This is a genomic window from Saccharopolyspora sp. NPDC050642, from assembly GCF_040654735.1.
GTDB classification, from domain to species: Bacteria; Actinomycetota; Actinomycetes; order Mycobacteriales; family Pseudonocardiaceae; genus Saccharopolyspora; species Saccharopolyspora elongata.
This window is the reverse complement of the sequence record NZ_JBFAIN010000054.1, coordinates 1-20,134: the sequence shown is the minus strand read 5'-3', so window position 1 is coordinate 20,134 and position 20,134 is coordinate 1. Positions and strand designations below refer to the sequence as shown.

Here is a 20,134-nt window from a genome sequence, read left to right as displayed (position 1 = left end):
GGTGACTCAGGGCAAAGATCGATCAGCGCCCAAATTGCACGTCCGTGTCCCATTTCTCGAATCCCAACCGCTGGTAGACCTTGATTGCGGGCGCGTTGTCACCTTCGACGTAGAGCATCACCTGACGGGATCCAGTGTCGCGGAGGTGACGCAATCCGGCCACCGTGAGTGACCGACCCAACCCGCCGCCCTGCGCGGCCGGATCGACGCCGACGACGTAGACCTCGCCCATGCCGTCGGGGTGGACCTTGGTCCAGTGGAAGCCCAGCAGCCGGTCCTTGCCGTCCACGGCGAGGAAGAACCCGGCGGGGTCGAACCACTCCTCACGCTCCTTGGCGCGCAGGTCCTGCTCGGTCATGCCGCCCTGTTCGGGGTGCCAGGAGAACGCCCGATGGTTGACCTCGACCACGGAGGGTTCGTCCCGGCCGGGCCGGAAGGTGCGGATCCGCACGCCTTCCGCGAGCTCCGGCTCGGGCAGCTCCGGGGTGGCGAGGTCCCGGCCCATCCGCCACAGCTCGCGGGGCCGGCTGAGCCCGAAGCGCTCGGCCAGCCGCACCGCGCCGGGGTGCTCGCCGTGCGACCAGATCCGCAGGCGGCCCAGGTCGGGCGCGGGTTCCGGGGAGAGCTCGGCGCGGTCCAGCAGCGCCTCGACGAGGCGGGCGCCGACGCCCTTGCGGCGGTGGTCGGGGTGCACGGCCAGCTCGGCGACGAGCTGACCGGCGGTCTTCTCGTGCTCGGTGTCCAGGTGCGCGTACCCGATGAGGACGCTCCCGGCGTCGCGCACCACGAAGTGCTCGGAGCGCACGTCGGCCTGCACCGGCTCGATCTGGTGGATGACGTCGCGATGCGCCTTCAGGCGCAAGATCACGTGTTCGCCGACCGGGGCCACCCCGTCGGCCTGCTCGGCCTTCTCGAGCAGGGCCATGACCTCGGCCGCTTCACTGCTGTCCAGTCCGTTTCGCCAAGTCAGCTGCACGCCACCGACGTTACCCACGAACCTTGCGGTTGACGCGAGCAGAACGCTAAGACTTGTCCGCGAACTCCTCTCACCGGGCGGTGCAGGTGCCGAAACCCCGCAGGAACATCACGTGACCGAGCTCCGCCGACGCCTGAACACCGCGGACGCGGTGACGATCGGGCTGACGGCCATGATCGGAGCGGGCCTGTTCAGCGCCTTCGCCCCGGCGGCGGCAGCGGCCGGATCGGCCCTGATCATCGGCCTGGTCATCGCGGCGATCATCGCGTTCTGCAACGCGAGCAGCTCGGCGGTCCTCGCGGCCCGCTACCCGGCGGCGGGCGGCACCTACGTCTACGGCCGCGAACGGCTCGGCCCGTTCTGGGGCTACCTCGCGGGCTGGGGCTTCGTGCTCGGCAAGACGGCCTCGTGCGCGGCGATGGCCCTGACGGCCGCCGAGTACCTCGCCCCCGCCGCCGCCAAGCCCGTCGCCGCGGCGTTCGCCGCGGCTCTGGGCGCGGTGAACTACGTCGGCGTCACCCGCACCGCCAAGCTCGCTCGCATCCTGCTCGCGGTCACGCTCGCGGCGCTCGCGTGCACGCTGCTCGCGATCTGGCTCGGGGGTGCCTCGGCTGCCGCCTCGGCGTCCCCGCCGCCTGCGCCGCTGGGCGTCCTGCAGTCCGCCGGGCTGCTGTTCTTCGCGTTCGCGGGCTACGCCCGCATCGCGACGCTCGGCGAGGAGGTCCGCGATCCGCGGCGGACGATCCCGCGCGCGATCCCGGTCGCGCTCGGGATCGTGGTGTGCCTGTACTTCGTGGTGGCGGTTTCGCTGCTGGTGGCGCTCGGCCCGGCTGGCCTCGCGGCGTCGTCGGCTCCGCTGGCCGACGCGGTGCGCGCCGGCGGCTTGTCGCAGCTGGCGCCGGTTGCGGTGGTCGGCGCCGGGATTGCCGCGCTCGGCTCGTTGCTCGCGCTGCTCGCCGGGGTGGGCCGGACGACGTTGGCGATGGCCCGGGAGCGCGATCTGCCCGCTCCGCTGGCCGCGGTGCACCCGCGCTTCGCGAGTCCGCACCGCGCGGAGCTGGCGATCGTCGCGGCTGTCGTCGTGCTGGTGTTCGTCACGGACTTGCGGGGTGCGATCGGCTTTTCGTCGTTCGGCGTGCTGGTGTACTACGCGATCGCCAACGCTTCGGCGTTCACCTTGCCCAGCGACCAGCGCTGGTTCCCGCGCGCGCTCCCGGTGCTCGGCCTCGTCGGCTGCGTGGTTCTGGCGTTCGCGCTGCCGTGGGCATCGGTGCTCAGCGGGCTCGCCTGCTTCGCGCTCGGCGCCGCCGTCTGGGCCTGGCGCCACCGCGCCCGCGCCTGACCTCGATCACCCCGCGTGGCCGTCTCCGGGCGGGCGGAATTTCGCGAGAAATCGACCATCACTCGGGGAACGTCAATTTCTCGCGAAATTGCGCCCTGCAGCGGTGAATCACCACCGAATGATTCCATGATGCGGAAGAGAAGTCCAGTTACTTCCGATTCCGCCCGAAATCGGACGCCCCGATTTCAGGCGGAATCGGGAACCCGGCACCGGACGAAGATCAACAATTCGACCGGGGATCGCCCGGAATGCGCGAAGGCGCCTCCGGCCGGATCGACCGGAGGCGCCTTCGCGGGTGGATCAGTACGCGTCGACCGTCTCGCGCTCGATCGCTTCGAGCTCCGGGTGCGCCTGCTCGGCCGCCCGCGCGGAGCCGCCGCGACTCGGGCGGACGAACTTGTAGCCCACGTTGCGGACCGTGCCGATCATCGAGTCGTGCTCCGGGCCGAGCTTCGCGCGCAGTCGCCGCACGTGCACGTCGACCGTGCGGGTGCCGCCGAAGAAGTCGTAGCCCCACACCTCCTGCAGCAGCTGGGCCCGGGTGAACACCCGGCCCGCGTGCTGGGCGAGGTACTTGAGCAGCTCGAACTCCTTGTAGGTGAGCTCCAGCGCCCGCCCCTTCAGCCGCGCCGTGTAGGTCGCCTCCTCGATCACCAGGTCGCCGACGCTCAGCGAACCGTCGCCGCCGGAGCCCGCGCTGGTGCGCCGCGACACCAGCAGCCGCAGGCGGGCGTCGATCTCCGCCGGGCCGGTGGTCGGCAGCAGGATGTCGTCCACGCCCCACTCGGCGCTGATCGTGACCAGCCCGCCCTCGTTCACCAGGGCGACCACCGGCACGTCCCCGGCCGCCAGCAGGCGGCACAGGTCGCGCGCGCCGACCAGGTCGTTGCGGGCGTCGACGATGATCACGTCGTGCGCGCCGCCGGAGAGGATGGCGCCTGGATCGGCGGGCAGGGTGCGGACCCGGTGCGGCAGCAGCGCCAGCGCGGGCAGCACCGCTTCGCACTCGGATTCACTGGTAAGCAGGAGTAGTTCGGAGCTCATCAGAGGGGCCTCCGTCCCAAGGCGAGAAACACCGACGACCGGTGGGAGAGCGGCCATCCGCAATCGGGGGACGGCCCGGCGTCGTTGCCTGTGGATGGCAAGGAGAATAACCGAAATGCGGCGGAAAAACCCAGGTCCAACCGGCGGCATCACATTTGTGAACGGTGGGCGACCATTTGTTACGGGCATGTGTCGGGTGCGCCACGTCACTCTCACCGCCGCCGACGGCACGCCGCTGCGCGGGCTGCTCTACCCCGGTCCGGGCCTGCCCGCGGACCTCGGTTTCGTGGTCGGCCACGGCTTCACCAACCACGTGCGCAAGCCCGCCGTGCGGCGGGTGCTGGAACGGCTGGCGAGCCACGCCCCGGTGCTCGCGGTCGACTTCCGCGGGCACGGCCGCTCCGGCGGCCGCACCACCGTCGGGCCCGCCGAAGCGCTGGACATCGCCGCCGCCGTCGAGCGCCTCCGCGAGCTCGGCTGCCGCAAGGTGGTCACCGTCGGGTTCTCGCTGGGCGGCTCGGTGGTGCTGCGGCACGCGGCGCTGTCCACGCCGCCGGACGCGGTGATCTCGGTGAGCAGCCCGGCGCGCTGGTGGGTCCGCGAGACGCCCGCGATGCGCAGGGTGCACTGGCTGCTCGAGCAGCCGCACGGCCGCTGGAGCGCCCGGCTGCTCGGCGTCCGCCTCGCCCCGCCCTGGCCGGACGTGCCGATCTCGCCGATCGAGCTGGCGCCGCGCATCCCGGTGCCGCTGCTGGTCGTGCACGGTGACCAGGACCACTACTTCCCGGTGGCCGACGCGGTGGCGCTCAGCGAGGCGGGCGGCGGCGAGTTCTGGCTGGTCCCGGGCATGCGACACGCCGAGAGCTCGACCAGCGCCGAATTGGTGGACCGCATCGCCGGCTGGGCGGCCGATACAGTGGGGCCACCCGATCGTGGTGGCCGCTAGATCCCGAAGGCCACCGGCCCGCTGCCCCGACGAGAAACGGACCGCTCGGTGAAGAAGCTCGCCATCGCCCTCGTGATCATCGTCGGCCTCCTGGTGGGCGCCGACTTCGGCGCAGCCGCGATCGCCGAGTACCAGGTGTCGAAGCGGCTCGCCGAGCAGATGCAGCTCCGCGAGAACCCGGACGTGCGGATCAACGGGTTCCCGTTCCTCACCCAGGTCATCGCCGGGAACTACCGCGACGTGCAGCTGGCCGCCAACGCGGTGCAGGTCGGTCAGCTCAACGAGGTCGGCATCGAGGCCGACCTGCACGGCGCGCGGGTGTCCACCGCCGACGTGATCTCCGGCACCGCCGACCACATCACCGTCGACCAGCTCGTCGGCCGGGTGAAGCTGAAGGCCTCCGACATCGCGCGGCTGATCGGCATCCAGGACCTGACGATCGAGCCGGCCCCCAAGGACGCGCTGGCCGACGACGACGGCAACATCAGCAGCGCCGACGAGCAGCTCGCGGCGGGCACCGACGACACCAAGGCCGTGGTCCAGCTGGACGGCACCGTGAACATCGCGGGCTCCGACAACAAGGTGCGGGTCATCGCGGTCTTGTCCCTGGTCGACGACAAGATGAAGATCGAGCCGCGGAAGCTGGACCTGAACAACAGCGCGCTGGGCCGCATCGAGCTGCCGAAGCTGTTCGAGCAGTCGGTGCTCAAGCAGTTCAGCACCACCCTCGACCCGGGGATGCTGCCGTTCGAGATCAAGCCGACCGCGGTGCGCGTCGAGCGGGGCGCGCTGGTCATCGAGGGCATCGCCGAGAACGTCACCATCAACGCCGGCGGGGTGACCACGGGGTGAACGCGGGCACCTGGGCGCTGCTGATCGCCGTCGCCGTCGCCGCGGTGTTCGGCCTGGTGTGGCGGGCCGGGGAAGGCAAGGTGCGCAAGGCGACCGGCGGCGAGGAGAGCATGTTCGACAAGCTTCCCGAGGGCCTGCGGCAGCAGCTCGCCGACGCCCCGGACACCGACGCCAAGGTGACGCTGCTGCAGCTGTCCACCACGTTCTGCGCGCCCTGCCGGCACACCCGCATCCTGCTGTCCGACTTCGTCGGGCGCACGGAGGGCGTGCGCCACGTGGAGGTCGACCTCACGGATCACCCGGAGTGGTCGACGCCGCTCGGGGTGCACCGCACCCCGACGACGCTCGTGCTCGACGACGCGGGCCGGGAGCTGTTCCGCGTCGGAGGCGTCCCGCGCCGGGACGAACTCGCCACCGCCCTGCAACCCCACCTCGCGTGACGCTGGTCCATCCGGGCGATTTCCCACGCCCTTGAGCACCCGTGATCACACCGCCGATTGGCAGCGCGATCACGTTCCCCGCCGCCCGGCAAGGCCCACCGCTCGCCGTCTCACCCTGTGAACGACCTTCCCGCCGATCGGTCTAGCCGGTAACCTCCGGTCCGTGCATGTACTGCTGACCCGGAGGCGCGCGGTGGACCTTTGCCGCGTGGGTAGCAGCCTGTGTTGCGGGCACTGACCGGGCGGTAGTACGTCTTGCACATCGCACGGCCGCGCGTGGCTGGGGTGTGCTCTCCGAAACCGCCTGACGGACTCGGCAGTCGAAGTCCACTGAGTCAGGAGGCCCCATGTCCGCCGCAACGCTCGACCCGCGTGGCGTCCGCTTCACCGCCGCGATGACCAGCGTGATCCTCGCGCTCGGGCTGGTCACCGCGAGTTGGCGGGTGCTCGCCGCACAGATGGTGCTGTTCGGGATGTGCGCGTTCCTCGGAATGCGGCTCAACCCGTGGGGTTACGTGTTCCGGCAGGCAGTGCAACCGCGCCTCGCGCCCGTCGATCCGGCCGAACGCGAAGAACCGGCACCGGTCCGGTTCTCCCAGGGGGTCGGTTTCGCCTTCGCGCTGGTGGCCACCATCGGCTACGCCGCCGAGTGGACGACGCTGGGCCTCGTCGCGAACGCGTTCGCCCTGGTGGCGGCGCTGCTCAACGCGGTGTTCGGCTACTGCCTCGGCTGCCAGATGTACCTCTTGCTCCGGCGCGTCGCGCCCGTCGGGGCGTCCACATCAGACACCCGCTGAACCACCGAAGATCAACGAAGGAGTCGCTCGATGAGCCGCGCAGAGGTCCTGGTTTCCACCGAGTGGGCCGAACAGAACCTGAACACCGCCGGCGTGGTGTTCGCCGAGGTGGACGAGGACACCACCGCCTACGACGGCGGGCACATCCCGGGCGCCATCAAGCTGGACTGGAAGAACGAGCTCCAGGACCACGTCCGCCGCGACTTCGTCAACCGCGAGGGCTTCGAGAAGCTGCTGTCCGCCAAGGGAATCAGCAACGACGACACGGTGATCCTGTACGGCGGCAACAACAACTGGTTCGCCGCGTACGCGTACTGGTACTTCAAGCTGTACGGGCACGGTGACGTCAAGCTGCTCGACGGCGGCCGCAAGAAGTGGGAGCTCGACGGCCGCGAGCTGACCAAGGACGAGCCGAACAAGGCCGCGACCACCTACAAGGCGCAGGAGCCGGACACCTCGATCCGCGCGTTCCGCGACGAGGTCGTGGACGCCATCGGCAACAAGAACCTGGTCGACGTCCGCTCGCCCGACGAGTTCGCGGGCAAGCTGCTGGCCCCGGCGCACCTGCCGCAGGAGTCGGCGCAGCGCGCCGGGCACATCCCGTCGGCGATCAACGTGCCGTGGAGCAAGGCCGCGAACGAGGACGGCACCTTCAAGTCCGACGACGAGCTGACCGAGATCTACCAGGACGCCGGGCTCGACACGTCGAAGGACACCATCGCCTACTGCCGGATCGGCGAGCGCTCCTCGCACACCTGGTTCGTGCTCCGCGAGCTGCTGGGCAACGCCAACGTCAAGAACTACGACGGCTCGTGGACCGAGTACGGCTCGCTCGTCGGCGTCCCGATCGAAAACCCCGCCGAAGCGGCCAAGAACTGAAACTGTTCGCACCGCGTCGCACGCTCCGACCCGTGTCTACTTTTCGCTTCTATAGCAACAAAAAGTAGACACGGGCGAAGCGACCACCAGGACGCGGACGAGATCGAGGAGAGTTGAGCATGAGCGGATGCGGAGCGCCGCAACAGTCGGGCACGGCGGTCGCCGAGGACACCGACCAGGTCATCGTGACGGGCAAGGTGCTGGCCGGTAGCGCGCCGGTCGGCGGGGCTTTCGTCCGCCTGCTGGACTCCTCGGGCGAGTTCACTGCGGAGGTCGTCTCCTCACCGGAGGGTGACTTCACCTTCTACGCCGCCCCGGGCGACTGGACGGTCCGGGCCCTCCACCGCGAGGGCAAGGGCCAGGCCGCGGTCACCACCAGCGGACCGGGCGTGCACGCGGTGGACATCGCCGTCGCCTGAGTTCTTCCCAACGCGAAGGGCGCCCCGCACCGGTTCGGTGCGGGGCGCCCTTCGTCCACTGTGGTCAGCGGGCGGACTTGGACCGGAGCAGGGCGAAGGCCCGTTCGTCGCGGTCCTGGGAACGCGGGTCGGAGTCCTCCTGGCAGCCGACCGTCGTGAAGTCCACGACCTCCCAGCCGGTGCGGTCGAACAGCCGGCGCAGGCCCGTCTCGCTGAAGATCCAGAAGTTCGTCGCGTCGTTGTTGGCCTCGGCCGGGTCCAGCAGGTACGCCACCGGCAGCTGCTGGACCCGGGTGCCGTCCGGCGCGACCTGCGCGACCCGGGTCGACACGAAGCACAGATCGGCGCGCTTGGCCAGCTCCTCCAGCACGAAGTACGGGTTCTTCAGGTGGTAGAGCAGGCCGAGGAAGAACACCGCGCCGTAGTGCTCGGCGGGCAGCCGGAACTGCGCGTCCAGGTCGATCTCGTGCACCTGCACGCCGGAGTCCAGCTCCTCGACGAGCCGGCGCGCGCCGCGCAGCCCGTTGAAGTTCGTCGGCGCGTTGTCGATCACGTCCACCTGGCAGCCCAGCTCGGCCTCCAGGAAGAAGCCGAAGTCGCCGTCGGCCGCGCCGATGTCCGCGATCCGGGTGCCCGCGATCCGGTCGAACACTGAGCGCTGCTCGCCGGTCAGCAGCGCGTCCAGGTGGAAGATGTTCGCCATCGTGTCGTACGGGTACCAGCCGAAGTCGGCCGGCGCGATCTTGTCCTTGCGCGCCAGCAGATCCTCGCGGAAGGCAAGCGCCCGCTCGCGCAACGTCTCGAAGTCCATGTGATCCCCGTCCCTGCTGTCGGCCCAGCGCAGTTCGGCGCGGTATCCGCCCGCAGATCATGCCCGACACCACACTCCGGACGGGCGCCGCGGTGGTTATCCTTTGCGCGTGGAACTTATCGACTTCCTGCACTACGGTCTCGTCACCCTCGTCGGGCTCGCCGCGCTGGCCACCATCTGGTTCGCCTGCTACGTGGTGTACCGCCTGCACAGCGACTGATCAGGGGCTCCCGGTAATCTCGACGCGATGACTGCTACGCCGAACGAACCACAGCGCGGCAGCGGCGACGCCGCGGTCGCCGCGGCCGAGGAGCGCGCCAAGCTGACCCGGGACCGCAACGTCCCGGAGTACGACGACCTGCCCGGCGTCGGCGACACCGCCAACCTGCGGATGGGCCCGTCGCTGAACGACGCCTGCCTCGCACTGCTGCCGCTGGTCGGCGTGTGGCGCGGCGAGGGCGAGGCGTCGCACCCGTCGCTCGACGAGTCGTACTGGTTCGTCCAGCAGGTGACCATCGCGCACGACGGCCGCCCGTTCCTGACCTACGAGAGCCGCGCGTGGCGGCTCGACGGCGAGGGCGGCAAGGTCGTCGCGCCCGCGTTCCGCGAGGTGGGTTTCTTGCGCCCCCAGGCGGACGACACCATCGAGCTGATGATCCTGCACGAGACCGGCGTCGCCGAGATGTTCTTCGGCAAGCCGCAGGGCCAGACCACCTGGCACTTCGGCACCGACGCGGTCCTGCGCACTCCGACCAGCGAAGACGTCACGGCGGCCACCCGGCTCTACGGCGTCGTCGAAGGCTCGCTGGCCTACGTCGAGGAGCGGGCCACCTCGGAGCACGAGCTGCAGCCGCGCCTGTCTGCGAAGCTCGACCGCGTCGTCGGCTGACGCTCCCGCTCGGCCGTTCCTGTCAGACCTCCGGGCTACGTTCTGGTCAGCTGACCGACGAACCCGAGGCAGGCAGAGCATGACCAGCACCCTCACCGGCGAGCGCGCCGACATCCTGGAACTCCTGCGGGCGCACCGCGGCTTCCTGCGGCACACGGTGCAGAACCTCACCGACGAACAGGCCCGCCTGCGGCCGACCAAGAGCGAATTGTGCCTCGGCGGGCTGATCAAGCACGTGACCGAGGTCGAGCGGGGCTGGTCCGACTTCATCCGCAACGGCCGCAAGTTCGACGCCTACGACGAGGCGGCGTTCGCCGAGCAGGCGGCGACCTTCCACCCGACCGACGAGGAAACTCTGGAATCGCTGCTGGCGGAGTACGCGGAGGTGGCGGAGCGGACCGACGAGATCGTCGCGACCCTGCCGGACCTGGACCTCTCCCACCTCCTGCCGGACGCCCCCTGGCAGGAGGAGAAGGGCCAGCGCTGGACGGTGCGCCGGGCGCTCCTGCACATCGCGGCGGAGACCGCCCAGCACGCGGGCCACGCCGACATCATCCGCGAGACCATCGACGGCCAGAAGACCATGGGCTGACCTCGTGGGACCGCAAGTTCCATTGAAATCGAAGGTCCAATTTCAATGGAACTTGCGGGAGTCATCCACAACCTTCGGCGTGTCGCGGACCGACACGCCGTCCGGCCGCAATTTCCATTGAAATCGAAGGTCTGATTTCCATTGAAATTGCGGCCGGTCGGTCACCGGTGCCGGTGATCAGTAGTTGGACTCGTAGAGGCGGTTGATCTCGGCGTGCAGGTCGGCATCGGTCTTGACCGCGGTGCCGTCGATGGTGTGCACCTGGGTCACCAGCCGGACGCTCGACGCCAGCCACACGCCGTCGCTTTCGAACAGCGCCGAGGCCGGGAACTTCGCCACCTCGGTCTTCCAGCCCGCCTGCTCCGCGGCGCGGAACAGCGCGCCCTGGGTGGTGCCCTTGAGGATGCCCGAGCTGGGCGGCGTGGTCAGCAGCGTGCGGCCCTGCGCGAGCACGACCGTCGAGGTCGGCCCCTCCAGCACCGAACCGTCGGTGGCGGTGAAGATCACCTCGTCCGCGCCGCGCGACTCGGCCTCCCGCATCGCGGCCATGTTCACCGCGTACGACAGGGTCTTCGCGGACAGCAGCAGCCAGGGCGCGCGGTCCATCAGGTCCGGCGCGTAGCCCCGCTCCAGCGTCACCGCCGCGACGCCTTCGGCGCGCTTGCGCAGCGTGTCGGGGCCGATCTGCATGCCCATCGCGAAGCCGTTGGGGGTGCCGTCGCCGCCGTCGACGCCGCGGGTGCACACGAGCTTCAGCGCCATCTGCGGGTCGGTGTCCCACGGCCAGTTGTCGATGACCGTCTGCACGACGCGCTCCCACGCGGCGCGCTCGGGCAGCCGAATCTGCATCAGGCCGGCGGAGCGCTCCAGCCGGTCGAGGTGTGGCCCGAGTTCCCTCGGCTTCCGGTCGGCGACCAGGATCGTCTCGAAGATGCCGTCGCCGCGCATCACGCCGAGGTCGTCGGCGCGGAACAGCGGTGCCTCCGGATCAACGAGGGTCCCGTCCAAAAGTGCCAGTACGCGCATGCCGGAAGCCTAGAACCTCCGCGCCGGAGACAACGGCCGCCCCGCGCACGCGGCCGGCAACACCACCCACCCCGCTCAACGAGCCGATCCGAGCATTCCGGCACGGAGTTACGATCGAAGGAACTTCAAGCGCGCCGAGCACAGGAGCGGGCATTGAGCGACCAGGGATCGCTGCGCAGCACCTTGCACCAACGCGGCATGCGGATGACACCGCAGCGCCAGCTGGTGCTGGACGCGGTGCGCGAGCTCGGGCACGCGACGCCGGAGCAGGTCTGCCGGCGCGTGCAGGGCACCGCATCGACGGTCAACATCACGACGATCTACCGCGCCCTGGACCTGCTCGAGGAGCTGGGCCTGGTGCGGCACACGCACCTGGGGCACGGCGCGCCGACCTACTCCGTCGAGGAGCACGAGCACGTCCACCTGGCGTGCCACCGCTGCGGGACCATCGACGAGGTCTCGACGGAGCTGCTGGACGACCTGTGCCGCGATCTGCTCGCGCGGTTCGGGTTCGCCCTGGACGCCACCCACCTGGCCCTGTCCGGCACCTGCCGGAACTGCCGCAACGCCGACGCCGCCGAGGAGCGCCGATGAGCTCACCCCTGTTGGACCTGCCGGGTGCGGTGCCCGCGCCGGAGGATGCGGTGGACGCCGGTGTGCCCTGGCACTTCGGCGACCCGTTCGCCGAGCAGCGGTCGGCGACCCGCTCCGCGGTGCTGGTGGACCGCTCGCACCGGCAGGTCATCGCGGTGCCCGGCGAAGAGCGGCTGAGCTGGCTGCACCTGGTGCTCTCGCAGCACCTGACGGAGCTGCCGGACGGGCAGGGCACCGAGGCGCTGGTGCTGGACAGCCAGGGCCGCGTCGACTGCCACGTGCTCGTCGCGCACCACGACGGGGTCGTCTACCTGGACGCCGATGCGGGGGCCCAGGCCACCAGCGCGTTACCGACGATGGGCGTGGACGGCAGGCAGTCGCTGCTGGAGTACCTCGACGCCATGCGCTTCTGGTCCAAAGTGGAGCCTCGGGACGCCACCGAGGAGTTCGCGGTGCTGACCGCCGTCGGCCCGGACGCGGGCGGCATCCTCGCCCAGTTCGCGCCGGTGCCGTCGAAGCCGTACGAGGTGAAATCCCTGCCCGGCGGCGGTTTCAGCCGGTACGTGCCGTTCCGCGCGCTGCCCACCATCGACCTCGTGGTGCCGCGCGCATCGCTGGTGGAGTGGTGGACGAAGCTGACCGACGCCGGCATCCGGCCCTCCGGCACGCTCGCCTTCGAGGCCCTGCGGGTGGAGGCGCTGCGGCCGCGGGTCGGGCTGGACACCGACGAGCGCGCGATCCCGCACGAGCTCGGCTGGGTGCACGTGGCGGCGCACGTGGCCAAGGGCTGCTACCGCGGTCAGGAAACCGTCGCCAAGGTGCACAACGTCGGAAAGCCGCCGCGGCGGATGGTCCTGCTGCACCTGGACGGTTCGGCGGAGATCCTGCCGGAGACCGGTGATCCGGTGTGGCTCGGCGAGCGCAAGGTCGGCCGGGTGGGCAGCGTGGTGCAGCACCACGAGCTCGGTCCGGTGGCGCTGGCGCTGCTCAAGCGGTCGGCGCCGGTGGACGGCGAACTGGTCGCCGGCGATCCGGAACAGGATCGCGCGGTGGCGGCCGCGGTGGATCCGGACTCGGTGCCGCCGGACACCGGCGAGCCGCCGGGGCGGATCGCGGCCCAGGGGCTGCGCGGCCGGTAGTTGACGAAGCGGGTATGTCTGGAGGCGCCACCCCGCGCGTGATCCAACGCGGCGGGGGGAGCACCGTTGTTGCAACAACATCACCCGAACTGTTGGCGAACTGCACAGAATTGCCGGAGGATGGCCACGTGATCGAAGTCCGCCCGGGTGGACGGCGCCGAATCGACAGGGTCCTGGCCCCGGACTACACCAGCGATATCGAACAGCGCACGCTCGGCGAGGTGCGCGCGTTGCGGGACGAAGCAGCGCAGGAGGAAACGGATCTCTCCTACCTGCGCCGGGTTCTGCACGCGCGGATCGACATCGTGCGCGCCGAGCAGCGGCGGCGCCGCGAGGGCGGATCCGCCTCGGTCGTCGAGCAGCTGGTGAACATCCTGTCGGACAACGCCGTCGGGCCGGCGGCCGGTTCCGGCCGCTACCAGACGACCGAGCCGTCGCGGGCCGAGGCGCACCGCAGGCACGTCGAGGCGCTGATCTCCGATGTCGACCTCTCGGACGTGATGTCGTTGTCGGAGGCCAAGCTCGACCAGGCCCTCGGCGCCTACACCGCGGAGGAGGACTCGGTGTCCCAGCGCCGCCGGGAGGTGCAGGGCGTGGTGGACCGGTTGAACGCGGAGATCGCCCGCCGCTACCGCGAGGGCGCGGCATCCGTGGACGACCGGCTCGCGGAGGAACGCGACCGGCCCTGACCGCCGAACGGCGTCCTAAGTAGACACCAGGAACGCAGCTCGTGAGCGTTCGATCCGGCAAGAACCGGATCGAATGCTCACGAGCTTTTTTCTTCCCAACTGGGCTTTCCCCGGAGTACGCTCACATATTGGTACTGATCTCCCATATTTTGAGATGGATGTCATGAGTGCGCAGCCGGACACCTACACCCACGGACACCACGAGAGCGTGCTGCGGTCGCACCGCTGGCGGACCGCCGAGAACTCCGCCTCCTACCTGATCCCGCACCTGCGGCCGGGCACCCGCGTGCTCGACATCGGCTGCGGACCGGGCACCATCACGCTGGACTTCGCCGCCCTGGTCGGCCCCGGCGAGGTGCTGGGCATCGACAACGTCGACGAGCCGCTGGAGATCGCCCGAGTCGGAGCCGCCGAACGCGGCCTGGACAACATCGCCTTCGCCAACGCCGACGTCTACCGCCTGCCCTACGCCGACGACTCCTTCGACGTCGTGCACGCCCACCAGGTGCTGCAGCACCTGACCGATCCGCCTGCCGCGCTTCGGGAAATGCGGCGCGTGTGCAAGCCGGGCGGCGTCGTGGCGGCCCGCGACGCGGACTACGGCGGCATGCGCTGGTCGCCGGACAACCCGGGCCTGGACCGCTGGCTGGAGCTGTACCGGCAGGTGGCGCAGAGCAACCAGGCCTTCCCGGACGGCGGCCGGTACCTCAAGGCCTGGGCGCTGGAGGCGGGCTTCGAGGACATCACGTGCACGGCGTCGGCGTGGTGCTTCGCGGCGCCCGAAGACCGCTCCTGGTGGGGCAACCTGTGGGCGGACCGCATCCGCCGGTCGTCCTTCGCCGAACAGGCCCTCGCACACGGCCTGACGACGCGCGAGGAACTGGAGGAGCTGGCGGCGGCCTGGCACACCTGGATCGCCGCCGAAGACGGCTGGTTCGCCGTCCTGAACGGCGAGATCACCTGCCGCCCCTGACGTCCGGCTGTGAGTGTTCTGGGGTGCTGCTGTACGCCCCAAAACACTCACGGACCCGCTAGCGCCGCCGCGAGGGAGGCGCGTGGTGCGTTCGTCGTCAGTTGTGGCGTTCGCGAGCGGCGAATTCCGCCCAGAAGTCCCGCAGGGATTCGTAGTGGGTCGCGACGTCTTCGGCGTCGTCGGCTTCCATCGCGTCGACGATCGCGTGCACGTCCTCCGCCGACGTGTCCGCGTCCAGATCGCTGGACGTCATCAGCTGCACCAGGCCGCCGTAGTCCAGCTCCACCGCCGAGTGCGGGTGGAAGCGCTCCAGCCAGCGGCCGGTCTCCCGCAGGATCCGCGTCGGCCCTTCCTCGCCGATGGACTTCCGGCCGATCGAGTGCGCCCGGGCGACCCTGCGCCGCGCGTCGGCCATCGCCGCCCGCCAGCACACCCGGCGCCGGCCCGGCTCGGTGAACACGCAGCGCTCCGTCGGATCGATCAGCACGAACCACGGCAGCGGGACGGTCCAGGTGGACGACAGCACGTGCACCCCGCCGCCCGCGAGCTCGCTGACCACCGCGGTGGCGCGCACCTTGGCCTTCTCCGCGGGCACCTGCAGCGCCGCGGTCCGCAGCGGGACCTCCGCATCGCCCAGGAAGCCGACCAGCGCCGCGGCGGACCGCCCGCGCAGGTCCAGCGGGCAGACCAGCGGGCCCGGCCCCACCGTGGCCGACGGCGCGCTCGGCACGTCCGCCGGATCGAGCACCAGCACGTCGCCGACGCCCGCGACCGCGCCGTCGGCGGTCTCGCCGGGCAGCAGCCGGGGCGGCGAGGCGAGCTGGCTGCGCAGCCAGACGTCCTGCTCCCGCACTCCGGCGTCGAACGGGTCGACCGGCCCCTGCGCGACGGCCGCCTCGAGCTCCTCGCGCAGCGGCGGGTCGAAGGCCGACAGGGGCTCGTACACCCTCAGGTAGGCGACGAACGGCTCTGGCACAGCGAGCATCGTGTCATGCGCTCCGGGACCGCCTGCGGCTGGCTCTCCGGGCAGCGAAAACAGGGATGGGAAGGGCCCTCGGAGGGGGAGAGTTGGACGTCACCCAAGACACGGGCACTCAGTCATGGCACCACGTCGCGTTGAACCGCCTCGACACGGTACGGTAGTTACAGGAAAAGTTGTCGAGATCATGCGGGGCCGACATTCCCCTGTCCGCCCCGCAACCCTGTGCGAGGGGGTCGAGCCATGGGGCGCGGCCGGGCTAAGGCCAAGCAGACGAAGGTGGCCCGCGAGCTGAAGTACAGTTCCCCGTCCATGGACATAGAGGCGTTGCAGCGCGAGCTGTCCGTCTCGGAGTCCGGCGAGTGGTCCCGTGAGGACCGCGATGACTCGCGCGACGATGGGTACGACGACTACGACTACGACCGACGTTGAAGCACTTCTCCACGGGGACAGCGGTTGAACGCTGTTCGCTCGATGGCGAGGTACGTCGGAGTCGTTCGTCTGACCCGATGTCAAGGAGCGGGTGGGGTTGACGAGTTCGCAAGTCCCACATAGGAGGAGCACCGCGAGTGGCGTTGCCGGGTTCACCGGCGACGCCACTCACGTCTGTGTGCTGCCGTCCGAAAAGGCCTGAGCGAGAAGGCGAACGCGCGCGGAAGTCCGGCGGGCAAGACGAAGCCGGCGCGCGCGGGCCGCCTCTCGGCGAGTGGCGCTGCTGGGCTCCAGCCGAACGGTATTCCCAGCAGGCGGTAGTTGGAGCCCGGGGGCACACGCGCACGCCGGCAATCGGTTCAACGACCGAAACCCCATCAGGATTCCCGGCCGCGATCACATGTTTCGGGCGCGGCCCGGGACAGAACCCGAACCGCGCCCGGCGTCAGCTAGATCTTTGAAGCGGCGCAGCCGCTTAGCCCACCTACGAACTCGCACCGCCGCGGGTTCTCAGGCGTCTTCTCGCGAGGACAGCCCCGACGTGGTGAATTGGCATTCATGAGTCGGGGATCCCACAGCGAGAAGGCGCCTGAGGTTCCGCTACCCGCACCGCCACGCAGAACGAGCCTGGAAACAGGCTTTCTCAGAAGCGCGGGTGGTTGCCGCGGAGGATCACTCGGTCTTCTTCCGTGGTGCCTTCGACGGTGGGCTGCTTGACGATCTCGCCGAGGACCCAGGCCGGCACGTGGCGGGCCGTGAGCACCGCGAGGGCGCGGTCCACGTCTTCGGCCGTCACCACCGCGACCATGCCGATACCCATGTTGAAGGTGCGTTCCATCTCGTCGGCCTCGACCCGGCCGCGCTGGGCGATCAGCCGGAACACCGGGTCCGGCGTCCAGCTGCCCCGGTCCAGCACCGCGGTCAGCCCCGACGGGATCACCCGCGCCAGGTTCTGCGCCAGCCCGCCGCCGGTGACGTGCGCGAACGTCCGCACGCCCGCCTCCGCCGCCAGCGCCATGCAGTCCTTGGCGTAGATCCGGGTCGGTTCGAGCAGCTCCTCGCCGAGGGTCCGGCCGAACTCCTCGACGTGGCCCTCCAGCGGCATCCGGGCGATGTCCAGCAGCACGTGCCGGGCCAGCGAGAAGCCGTTGGAGTGCAGGCCCGACGAACCCATCGCGATCACCACGTCGCCCGGGCGGACCTTGTCCGGGCCGAGCATCGCGTCCGCCTCGACCACGCCGACGCCGGTGGCCGAGATGTCGTACTCGCCGGGCGCCATCATGCCGGGGTGCTCGGCGGTCTCCCCGCCCAGCAGCGCGCAGCCGGCCTGCACGCAGCCCTCCGAGATGCCCTTGACCAGGTCGGCGATGCGGTCCGGCACGACCTTGCCGACCGCGATGTAGTCCTGCAGGAACAGCGGCTCGGCGCCGCACACCACCAGGTCGTCCACCACCATCGCGACCAGGTCGATGCCGACCGTGTCGTGCACGTCCATGGCCTGCGCGACGGCCAGCTTGGTGCCCACGCCGTCCGTGGAGGAGGCCAGCACCGGCTCCTTCCAGCGGTCGAGCTTGAGCTGGAACAGCCCGGCGAAGCCGCCGAGCGAGCCGATCACCTCCGGCCGGGTCGCGCGCTTCGCCCACGGGCGCATCTTCTCGACCGCCTCGTCACCGGCCTCGATGCTCACGCCCGCGGCGGCGTAGGTGGCTTTCGGACTACCGGTCTGGGCAGACCCTGCGAGCAGGTCTTCGGACACGACTGGCTCCACATCTTGGTGCGAGTTTCGGTTCGCCGGACGCGCATGTGTAGCACGGACAACGCTACGCGCCGATGGCGAACCCGGGTGCGGGAACGGTGCGATTCTCAGGGCCGCTGCAGCGCGTCGGCCGCGCCGTAGCTGCTCGGCAGCACCGGTTCGGCCGGCCCTGCGACACCGCGTTCGGCCTGGTTGAGGCCCTCCAGCAGGTACTTGCCGATCCGGGCGTCCTCCGGCAGCGGGATCGGGTAGTCACCGTCGAAGCAGGCCGCGCACAGCCGGGTGCGGGGCTGTTCGGTGGCGGCGACGAGCCCGTCCAGCGAGACGTGGCCGAGGCTGTCCGCGCCGATGGAGCGGCGCACCCCGTCCATGTCCAGGCCGTTGGCGACCAGTTCGGCGCGGGAGGCGAAGTCGATGCCGTAGAAGCACGGCCACTTCACCGGCGGCGAAGCGATCCGGACGTGCACCTCGATCGCGCCGGCCTCGCGGAGCATCCGGACCAGGGCGCGCTGGGTGTTGCCGCGGACGATCGAGTCGTCCACCACGACCAGCCGCTTGCCGCGGATCACCTCGCGCAGCGGGTTCAGCTTGAGCCGGATGCCGAGCTGGCGGATCGTCTGCGACGGCTGGATGAAGGTCCGGCCGACGTAGGAGTTCTTCACCAGGCCGTTGCCGTAGGGGATGCCGGAGGCCTGCGCGTAGCCGATCGCGGCGGGCGTGCCGGACTCGGGCACCGGGATCACGAGGTCGGCGTCGACCGGGTGCTCCTTGGCCAGCCGGCGGCCGATCTCGACGCGGGTGCCGTGCACCGAGCGGCCGGAGATCGTGGTGTCGGGGCGGGCCAGGTAGACGTACTCGAAGATGCAGCCCTTCGGCTTCGGGCTGGCGAAGTGCTGGGAGCGCAGCCCGTCCCCGTCGATGGCGAGCAGTTCGCCGGGCTCGACCTCGCGGACGAACGACGCGCCGACGATGTCCAGCGCGGCCGTCTCGCTGGCCACCACCCAGCCGCGTTCCAGCCTGCCGAGCACCAGCGGGCGAACGCCCTGCGGGTCGCGCACCGCGTAGAGCGTCTGCTCGTCGCAGAACACCATCGAGAACGCGCCGCGGACCGTCGGGAACAGCTCCATCGCGGCCTGTTCGAGACCCTTGTCCACGGCGAGCGCGGCCAGCAGGCCGGTCACCAGGTCGGAGTCGCTGGTGGCCCGCTCGCAGCCGTTGGCCGGCGAGGACGTGTTGGCCGTGGTGTCGACGCCCTCGGCGACGACCCGTTCCAGCAGCTCGGCGGTGTTGACCAGGTTCCCGTTGTGACCCAGGGCCAGGCCGTTGCCGGTGGCCGTGGTGCGGAAGGTCGGCTGGGCGTTCTCCCAGCTGCCGCCGCCGGTCGTCGAGTACCGGGCGTGCCCGACGGCGACGTGGCCGCGCAGCGACGCCAGGGTCTGTTCGGTGAAGACCTGGCTGACCAGGCCGAGATCCTTGTAGACGAGCACCTGCGAGCCATCGCCGACGGCGATGCCGGCGGCCTCCTGCCCGCGGTGCTGGAGGGCGAAGATCCCGTAGAAGCTGAGCTTGGCGACTTCTTCGCCGGGTGCCCAGACGCCGAAGACGCCGCATTCCTCGCGGGGGATGTCGCGCTCGAGGCTGGAGAGATCCGTTGGGGTACTTGCGTTTGCCGGTTCGGGCCGGTCGGTGACCACCGAGAACTCCCTGAAGGACGAAGCCGGAGTTACACCTCAGTGTAAACAGGTGGCAACCGGCCCAACTCCGCCCCGATGCGTGTCCGCCATCTCATCCTCGGACCGGCCGTCGACGCGACGTGCAGGTTCGGTCACGGCTCGTCGATCCGGACCAGCGGGAGCCACGGCGAAACGTCCGAGCGGGAGCCGGAGGCGGTGAGCGCCCCGCGCTCCAGGGCGGCGGCCCAGTCGAGCCGCCCGGTCGCCAGCAGCAGCCAGGTGCGCGGGTCGGTCTCGACGACGTTGGGCGGCGTGCCACGGGTGTGCCGCGGGCCGGTGACGCACTGCACGGCCGCGAACGGCGGCACCCGGACCTCGACGCTGTTGCCGGGCGCGACCTGCTCCAACGTCCGCAGGCTCAACCGCACGGCGGCGGCGAGCTCGGCGCGCGCCGGCTGCGCCGCCTCGCCGTCGAGCCAAGACCGAACGGCCAGCACGGCATCGCGCATTTCCCCGGGATCAACGGCACGGCGACTGGGCATGCCCAAAGCCTACGAACACACCCGACACCCAAACCCCCGACTCCAGACACCCCAACTCCGGGCCCCGGGCACTCCGACCCCGGGCCCCGGACTTCCGACACCTGACTCCGGGCCCCTGACTCCGGGCCCCTGACTCCGGGCCTCGGACTCCGGGCACCGGGCACCGGGCACGGGCCTCGGACTCCCGGCACCGGGCACGGGCCTCCTCGAGACCGGAGACACGCAATTTCAATGGAAATCGAAGGTCCGATTTCCATTGAGGTGATCTCAGTGGGGGTTATGTGTAGCCGTGTTCGTGGTGGGTGAGGACGAGTGCGGCTTGGACGATGTCGCCGATTTTGCCG

Annotated in this window: 23 protein-coding genes; 15 read left to right on the top strand and 8 right to left on the bottom strand. The window is 70.4% G+C overall.

Annotated features, from left to right (window positions below):
* Positions 1 to 22 precede the first annotated feature (22 nt).
* The gene (gene mshD, locus AB0H93_RS40810) at positions 23 to 970 is read right to left on the bottom strand and encodes a mycothiol synthase (RefSeq protein ID WP_358581533.1); all 948 of its coding nucleotides are present in this window, start codon (positions 968 to 970) and stop codon (positions 23 to 25) included.
* Positions 971 to 1,088: 118 nt separating this feature from the next.
* Between mshD and AB0H93_RS40805 the strand changes: the two genes are divergently transcribed.
* Positions 1,089 to 2,318 carry an APC family permease gene (locus AB0H93_RS40805; protein ID WP_358581471.1) on the top strand — a complete coding sequence of 410 codons (1,230 nt, stop codon included), beginning with the start codon at positions 1,089 to 1,091 and terminating at the stop codon, positions 2,316 to 2,318.
* 300 nt (positions 2,319 to 2,618) lie between these two features.
* Here AB0H93_RS40805 and AB0H93_RS40800 read toward each other — a convergent pair whose 3' ends face one another.
* The gene (locus AB0H93_RS40800) at positions 2,619 to 3,362 is read right to left on the bottom strand and encodes a response regulator transcription factor (protein ID WP_358581468.1); all 744 of its coding nucleotides are present in this window, start codon (positions 3,360 to 3,362) and stop codon (positions 2,619 to 2,621) included.
* 187 nt (positions 3,363 to 3,549) lie between these two features.
* On the opposite strand from AB0H93_RS40800, the gene AB0H93_RS40795 reads away from it, so the two are divergent.
* The 7 genes from AB0H93_RS40795 (at position 3,550) to AB0H93_RS40765 (ending at position 7,695) form a co-directional block, all read left to right on the top strand.
* A complete protein-coding gene (locus AB0H93_RS40795) occupies positions 3,550 to 4,308 on the top strand; it encodes an alpha/beta fold hydrolase (protein WP_358581466.1) in 759 nt (252 codons plus the stop codon).
* A gap of 48 nt (positions 4,309 to 4,356) precedes the next feature.
* Positions 4,357 to 5,160, top strand: a complete 804-nt coding sequence (locus AB0H93_RS40790; RefSeq protein ID WP_358581464.1) for an LmeA family phospholipid-binding protein — start codon at positions 4,357 to 4,359, stop codon at positions 5,158 to 5,160.
* Positions 5,157 to 5,600 carry a thioredoxin family protein gene (locus tag AB0H93_RS40785; protein WP_358581461.1) on the top strand — a complete coding sequence of 148 codons (444 nt, stop codon included), beginning with the start codon at positions 5,157 to 5,159 and terminating at the stop codon, positions 5,598 to 5,600. Before AB0H93_RS40790 ends, AB0H93_RS40785 begins: the two co-directional genes overlap by 4 nt.
* 163 nt (positions 5,601 to 5,763) lie before the next feature.
* Positions 5,764 to 5,838 (top strand): putative leader peptide, encoded by a 75-nt coding sequence (locus AB0H93_RS40780; RefSeq protein WP_350945149.1) that lies wholly within the window; start codon positions 5,764 to 5,766, stop codon positions 5,836 to 5,838.
* Positions 5,839 to 5,947: 109 nt separating this feature from the next.
* Entirely contained in the window at positions 5,948 to 6,397 is a 450-nt protein-coding gene (locus AB0H93_RS40775; RefSeq protein ID WP_358581459.1) for a DUF4395 domain-containing protein, read from the top strand.
* A gap of 30 nt (positions 6,398 to 6,427) precedes the next feature.
* Positions 6,428 to 7,276, top strand: a complete 849-nt coding sequence (locus AB0H93_RS40770) for a sulfurtransferase (protein WP_358581457.1) — start codon at positions 6,428 to 6,430, stop codon at positions 7,274 to 7,276.
* Positions 7,277 to 7,395: 119 nt separating this feature from the next.
* Positions 7,396 to 7,695 (top strand): DUF1416 domain-containing protein, encoded by a 300-nt coding sequence (locus tag AB0H93_RS40765; protein WP_358317301.1) that lies wholly within the window; start codon positions 7,396 to 7,398, stop codon positions 7,693 to 7,695.
* Positions 7,696 to 7,759: 64 nt separating this feature from the next.
* On the opposite strand, the gene AB0H93_RS40760 is transcribed toward AB0H93_RS40765, so the two are convergent.
* Positions 7,760 to 8,506 carry a class I SAM-dependent methyltransferase gene (locus AB0H93_RS40760; protein WP_358581455.1) on the bottom strand — a complete coding sequence of 249 codons (747 nt, stop codon included), beginning with the start codon at positions 8,504 to 8,506 and terminating at the stop codon, positions 7,760 to 7,762.
* A gap of 247 nt (positions 8,507 to 8,753) precedes the next feature.
* On the opposite strand from AB0H93_RS40760, the gene AB0H93_RS40755 reads away from it, so the two are divergent.
* Together AB0H93_RS40755 and AB0H93_RS40750 are read left to right on the top strand one after the other, a co-directional pair.
* A complete protein-coding gene (locus AB0H93_RS40755) occupies positions 8,754 to 9,395 on the top strand; it encodes an FABP family protein (protein ID WP_358581453.1) in 642 nt (213 codons plus the stop codon).
* 79 nt (positions 9,396 to 9,474) lie between these two features.
* Positions 9,475 to 9,987: a DinB family protein gene (locus AB0H93_RS40750; protein ID WP_358581450.1), complete on the top strand. Its 513-nt coding sequence runs from the start codon at positions 9,475 to 9,477 to the stop codon at positions 9,985 to 9,987.
* A gap of 177 nt (positions 9,988 to 10,164) precedes the next feature.
* Here the strand turns inward: AB0H93_RS40750 and AB0H93_RS40745 are convergent, their stop codons facing one another.
* Positions 10,165 to 11,013, bottom strand: coding sequence for an aminodeoxychorismate lyase (locus AB0H93_RS40745; protein ID WP_358581448.1), 849 nt, complete (start codon positions 11,011 to 11,013; stop codon positions 10,165 to 10,167).
* A 198-nt stretch (positions 11,014 to 11,211) separates the two neighbouring features.
* Between AB0H93_RS40745 and AB0H93_RS40740 the strand changes: the two genes are divergently transcribed.
* The 4 genes from AB0H93_RS40740 to AB0H93_RS40725 all read left to right on the top strand — a co-directional run bounded on the left by AB0H93_RS40740 (position 11,212) and on the right by AB0H93_RS40725 (position 14,408).
* The gene (locus AB0H93_RS40740; protein ID WP_235883381.1) at positions 11,212 to 11,607 is read left to right on the top strand and encodes a Fur family transcriptional regulator; all 396 of its coding nucleotides are present in this window, start codon (positions 11,212 to 11,214) and stop codon (positions 11,605 to 11,607) included.
* Positions 11,604 to 12,746 (top strand): folate-binding protein, encoded by a 1,143-nt coding sequence (locus AB0H93_RS40735; RefSeq protein WP_358581446.1) that lies wholly within the window; start codon positions 11,604 to 11,606, stop codon positions 12,744 to 12,746. Before AB0H93_RS40740 ends, AB0H93_RS40735 begins: the two co-directional genes overlap by 4 nt.
* Positions 12,747 to 12,874: 128 nt before the next feature.
* Positions 12,875 to 13,435: an aerial mycelium formation protein gene (locus AB0H93_RS40730; protein WP_358581443.1), complete on the top strand. Its 561-nt coding sequence runs from the start codon at positions 12,875 to 12,877 to the stop codon at positions 13,433 to 13,435.
* 163 nt (positions 13,436 to 13,598) lie between these two features.
* The gene (locus tag AB0H93_RS40725) at positions 13,599 to 14,408 is read left to right on the top strand and encodes a methyltransferase domain-containing protein (RefSeq protein ID WP_358581440.1); all 810 of its coding nucleotides are present in this window, start codon (positions 13,599 to 13,601) and stop codon (positions 14,406 to 14,408) included.
* Positions 14,409 to 14,505: 97 nt separating this feature from the next.
* On the opposite strand, the gene AB0H93_RS40720 is transcribed toward AB0H93_RS40725, so the two are convergent.
* Positions 14,506 to 15,384, bottom strand: a complete 879-nt coding sequence (locus AB0H93_RS40720) for a hypothetical protein (protein WP_358581438.1) — start codon at positions 15,382 to 15,384, stop codon at positions 14,506 to 14,508.
* Positions 15,385 to 15,630: 246 nt separating this feature from the next.
* Here AB0H93_RS40720 and AB0H93_RS40715 point away from each other — a divergent pair, with 246 nt between their 5' ends.
* Positions 15,631 to 15,819 carry a DUF3073 domain-containing protein gene (locus tag AB0H93_RS40715; protein WP_093264158.1) on the top strand — a complete coding sequence of 63 codons (189 nt, stop codon included), beginning with the start codon at positions 15,631 to 15,633 and terminating at the stop codon, positions 15,817 to 15,819.
* A 643-nt stretch (positions 15,820 to 16,462) separates the two neighbouring features.
* On the opposite strand, the gene purM is transcribed toward AB0H93_RS40715, so the two are convergent.
* The 3 genes from purM to AB0H93_RS40700 all read right to left on the bottom strand — a co-directional run bounded on the left by purM (position 16,463) and on the right by AB0H93_RS40700 (position 19,790).
* Entirely contained in the window at positions 16,463 to 17,575 is a 1,113-nt protein-coding gene (purM, locus tag AB0H93_RS40710; RefSeq protein WP_358581435.1) for a phosphoribosylformylglycinamidine cyclo-ligase, read from the bottom strand.
* A 107-nt stretch (positions 17,576 to 17,682) separates the two neighbouring features.
* Positions 17,683 to 19,200: an amidophosphoribosyltransferase gene (gene purF, locus AB0H93_RS40705; RefSeq protein ID WP_358581530.1), complete on the bottom strand. Its 1,518-nt coding sequence runs from the start codon at positions 19,198 to 19,200 to the stop codon at positions 17,683 to 17,685.
* A 200-nt stretch (positions 19,201 to 19,400) separates the two neighbouring features.
* Positions 19,401 to 19,790 carry a sterol carrier family protein gene (locus AB0H93_RS40700; RefSeq protein ID WP_358581433.1) on the bottom strand — a complete coding sequence of 130 codons (390 nt, stop codon included), beginning with the start codon at positions 19,788 to 19,790 and terminating at the stop codon, positions 19,401 to 19,403.
* Positions 19,791 to 20,134 lie beyond the last annotated feature (344 nt).